General features: G+C 69.6%; 3 protein-coding genes. All 3 read right to left on the reverse strand.

What is annotated here, in order from left to right; translation table 11 throughout:
• Positions 1–10 precede the first annotated feature (10 nt).
• Positions 11–1,291 (reverse strand): MFS transporter, encoded by a 1,281-nt coding sequence (locus EBL85_RS16490; RefSeq protein WP_123143478.1) that lies wholly within the window; start codon positions 1,289–1,291, stop codon positions 11–13.
• A gap of 13 nt (positions 1,292–1,304) precedes the next feature.
• A complete protein-coding gene (locus EBL85_RS16495; protein ID WP_123143479.1) occupies positions 1,305–3,422 on the reverse strand; it encodes a TonB-dependent receptor in 2,118 nt (705 codons plus the stop codon).
• 332 nt (positions 3,423–3,754) lie between these two features.
• Positions 3,755–4,114 (reverse strand): phosphopantetheine-binding protein (locus EBL85_RS16500; protein WP_148040578.1); only part of this gene is annotated, 360 nt, incomplete at its 5' end.

Raw genomic sequence — 4,114 nt, forward strand, 5'->3', positions numbered from 1 at the left:
ATCTGAGGGTTCAGCGCGCATCGCCCGTCACCACGGCGGGGTCCAGCGCGGGCGCGTCCTCCGTCGACTCGCCCTCGGGAAAGACCCGCTGGAAGCGGTAGGGCAGCGCCAGCAGCAGGGCGACGACGGCTACCGCCAGCGCGGTCCAGATCACCGAGAGATAGCCGAGCTGCTCTGCCAGCGAAGTGCTCACCGTCGCCGCAACCATCGCAAAACCCATGCTCAGGCTGAACTGCAGGCTGTAGTCGGTGGCCGGGGCGTCGTGCGAGGCGTGGTCCATCATCACCGCCGCCAGCACCGTGGTGGCCGGATTGCAGAAGAGGAAGAAGGCGCCGATGGCGAGCATCACCGTGAGGGTGTCGGTCATCCCCAGCAGCGGCAGCGCGACGGCGCCCACCCCGATGATCTGCAGCAGCGCCGCGCCGGTCAGCGCGTTGCGTCGCGCCACGCGGTTGAACACCCAGCCCGCGGCCAGCGCGCCGATGATGCCGACCACCGAGCCGAAGACGTTGACGGTGAAGCCGATGCGCTCGACCGACCAGCCGAGATCGACCAGGATCGGGGTCAGCGGGATGAACATCAGGTTGTAGCCGAGCGGGTAGAACAGCACCATCGCCAGCCAGTAGCGCCCGGGACGCCCACGCAGCAGGGCGCCGATGCGCGGCAGCAGCCGGGGCCGCGCGGTCGTCGCCACCGGCCAGCGCGGCTCGCGGAAGACGAGCAGCTGCACCAGCGCCACCCCGGTGGCGAGGGCGAGCACCACCATGCTGCCAACCCACCCCAGATAGGGATAGGCCATCAGCACCACGCCGCCGCCGAGCATGTTGCCGAGCAGTCCGCCGGCGACCTGGATGCCGTTGCCGGTGCCGCGCTCCTCGGCCGGGATCAGCCGGCAGGCGAGCCCGTCGGCGGCGATGTCCTGGGTCGCCGAGAGCAGGGCGACCACCACGCAGAGCAGATAGATGGTGGAGAAGTCGTCGATCAGGTCGTAGGCGCCGATCAGCAGGAAGCAGGCCATCATTCCCGCCTGCATCAGCATCAGCCAGCCGCGATAGTGCCCCCAGCGGCGCACGCCGATGCGGTCGACCAGCGGCGCCCAGAGGAACTTGAGCGCCCACAGCAGCCCGAGCATGTAGACCAGGCTGATCTGGTCGAGCGGCGCGCCCTGCTCGCGCAGCAGCGCGGCCAGGGCGATGACGAAGAAGCCGAGCCCGAGGTACTGGGTGGTGTAGAGGCTGGCGAGCAGCCACCAGGTGGACCTCGGGGTCTTGGTCCGGGTTGGATCATTCATCACGGATCAGGTCTCAGAAGAAGTAATTGACGCCGAGTCCGACGGTACGCCCGCGCGCCGGCGCGCCGATCCGCAGGGTCGGGGTGTACTGGTAGGCGTAGAGGTCGTAGTCCTCGTCGAGCAGGTTGTCGGCCCACAGATAGAGCTCGGCGTTGCCGGCGGCGAGGCCGACGCGCAGGTCGAGCTTCTGGTAGGCGTCGAGGTCGAAGGTGTTCTGCGGGTCGCCGGGGCGCTCGCCGACGAAGCGATAGCTGAGCTGGGTGTTGAGGGTGAGCGGACCGAGCCCGCCGACGGCCGGCAGCGGCTTGACGTGGCCGAGGCTCAGGCTCGCGCCCCAGCGCGGCACCTCGGGGACGCGGTTGCCGTCGTCGACGTCGCCGCCGGAGACGCCGACCGCGTCGCTGGTGATCTGGGCGTCGGTATAGCTGAGCGCGGCGGCGAGCGAGAGCCCGTTGTCGAAGGCATAGCGGCCCTCCAGCTCGGCGCCCTTGCTCTCGGTGTCGGCGTTGATCGCGGTGGCGGCGAAGGTGTGGGCGTCGTAGCCGAGCAGGTGGTCGTCCTTCACCCGGTTGAAGAAGAGCGCGCCGTTGAGGGTGAAGCGCCCGTCGAGCGATTCGTGCTTGAAGCCGAGTTCGAGGGTGTTGACGCTCGCCGAGTCGTAGGGCGTGCTGCCCTCGATGCTGGAGGCGTAGTCGTTGAAGCCGCCGGACTTGTGGCCGCGGGCGAGCAGGCCGTAGAGGTTGGTCTCATCGCTGAGGGCATAGCTCAGCGCCAGTCGCCCGGTGGTGTAGTCGTCGCTGAGGTCGCGCTCGTCGCGGGTCACCGTGGCGCCGCGCCGATAGCTCGCCTCGTAGTCCTTCTCGTCCCAGGAGTGACGCACGCCGCCGGTGAGCTTCAGCGCATCGCCGAGCGGATAGGTCAGCTCGCCGAACAGCGCCGCGCTCTGGCTGCTGAAGTCGCGCGCATAGAAGTTGCCGGTCATGGTGTCGAGGGTGTCGAAGGTGCGGTCGGACTGCGACAGGTGCAGGCCGGTCACCCAGAACACCGGGGCATCGGGCAGCGACGACCAGCGCAGCTCCTGGCTGGTCTCGTCCTGCTCCGAGGTGTCGAGGAAGGCGACCTCGCCGGGGAAACCGAAGACCTGCTCGGTGATGGTGCGGTCATAGGCCTTCCACTTGACGATATCGGTCGAGACCAGCGAGGTGATGAGACTCAGCCGGCTGCCGGCGAGGTCGTGGTTGATCTCCAGCGAGTAGCGCTCGGTCTTGCGCTCGTTGTCGTCGAACAGCCCCGGGGTGAGGTCGTTGGCCGGCTGATCGCCATAGGGTTGGGCGACGATCAGGTTGGCCTGGTGCTCGATCGAGTAGCGCTCGGCCACCAGCGTCGCCTCGGTGCCCGCGCCGATCTCCCACAGCAGGGTGCCGCGCAGGGTCTGCTCGTGCGGGCGCATCAGCGGCTCGCCGTCGCGGCTGTTCTCCACCCAGAGATCCGAGGTGGTGTTGCGATAGGCCACGCGGGCGCTCACCTGCTCGGAGATCGGGCCGCTGAACACCGCCTCGCCCATCTTGCGTCCAAGCTCACCGACCTCGCCGCGCACATGGCCCTCGAAATAGCGTGTCGGCTTGCGCGTGGTGACATTGATCGCGCCGGCCTCGCTGTTGCGTCCGAACAGGGTGCCCTGCGGCCCCTTGAGCACCTCGATGCGCTCGATGTCGAGCATGCCGAGCGCGAGGTTGCGCGTGGACATCGACACCCCGTCGACGTTCAGCACCACCGAGTTGTCGTCCATGTTGAGCTGGTAGAGCGAGCCGACGCCACGGATGCGCACGTTGGAGTTGTTGGGACCGCCGTCGCCGCTGATGTCGACGCCGGGCACCGTCGCCAGCACCTCCTCGAGGTTGTCGAGACGCTGCTCCTCGAGCTGCTCGCCGCCGAGCACGCTGAGCCCGAAGGGGATCTCCTTGGCCTGCTCCTCGCCGCGTCGGGCGGTGACGGTGATGGTCGACAGCGAGACCGAGGCCTCCCCGGTCTCCGCCCCCGCCGCATGCGTGGCCACGGGCAGGGTGGTCAGTCCGCTCGCGCCGACGACCAGCGCCAGGATCAATGGCTGGATCTGCTGTGGGGGCGTCATGGAATGCTCTCTCTTGTTCATCTGCGTGCTTCTTTCCTTAGCGATGCATGGGCCTTGCGGGCCTCGGGTGAACACGGGCGCGGGTCGCTCCGTGATGTCGTCGCCCGCCGCTCGGCTGGCGGGGGACGGTTGCCTGGTGTGCCTGTGCCGTTCCATCGCGGCGCTGGGCGCATCGGCATCGCGCAGCGCCCCCGCCGCGGTGCGCGGCGCGGGGCGTGGCTGGCCGACAGCCGCGGGATGGCTGTCATCGGCTGGCTGGAAGGTCGGGTGCATGAGGGCGAGGCGGGCTCAGCCGGGATCGTCCGGTGTGGCGCCTGGCGTGCCGCGTGGTCTCACAGCGCGCCCTCCTCGAAGACCGTCTGCTCCGTCCCGGGGTCGCCGGGCGAGACGGTGCCGAATTCGGCGATCCGCTCGGCGAACGCCGCCAGGGTGGAGGCGCCGAACAGCAGCCGCAGCGGCACCAGGGTGTGGGTGACGCCCTCGCGCCTGAGCCGCTCGACGGTGCGGGTGGCGCCGAGGCTGTCGCCGCCGAGGAGGAAGAAGTCGTCCTCGCGGTGGATGTCGGCGCGCCCGAGGACCTCGGCCCAGATCGCGGCGAGGGCCTGTTCGAGCGGCCCCCGGGGCGGGGTGCGCGCGCCTGCGGCGTCGAGCGCGTCGAGCCGGGCGGCGAGCGCGCGGCGATCGACCTTGCC

Origin of the sequence: Marichromatium sp. AB32 (assembly GCF_003718675.1) — a bacterium.
In the GTDB taxonomy this organism is placed as follows: Bacteria; Pseudomonadota; Gammaproteobacteria; order Chromatiales; family Chromatiaceae; genus Marichromatium; species Marichromatium gracile.

What these genes read in the sequence shown, in the direction of transcription:
- EBL85_RS16490 (WP_123143478.1), bottom strand. Translation starts at nt 1,291, where the DNA reads ATGAATGATCCAACCCGGACCAAGACCCCGAGGTCCACCTGGTGGCTG.
- EBL85_RS16495 (WP_123143479.1), bottom strand. Translation starts at nt 3,422, where the DNA reads ATGACGCCCCCACAGCAGATCCAGCCATTGATCCTGGCGCTGGTCGTC.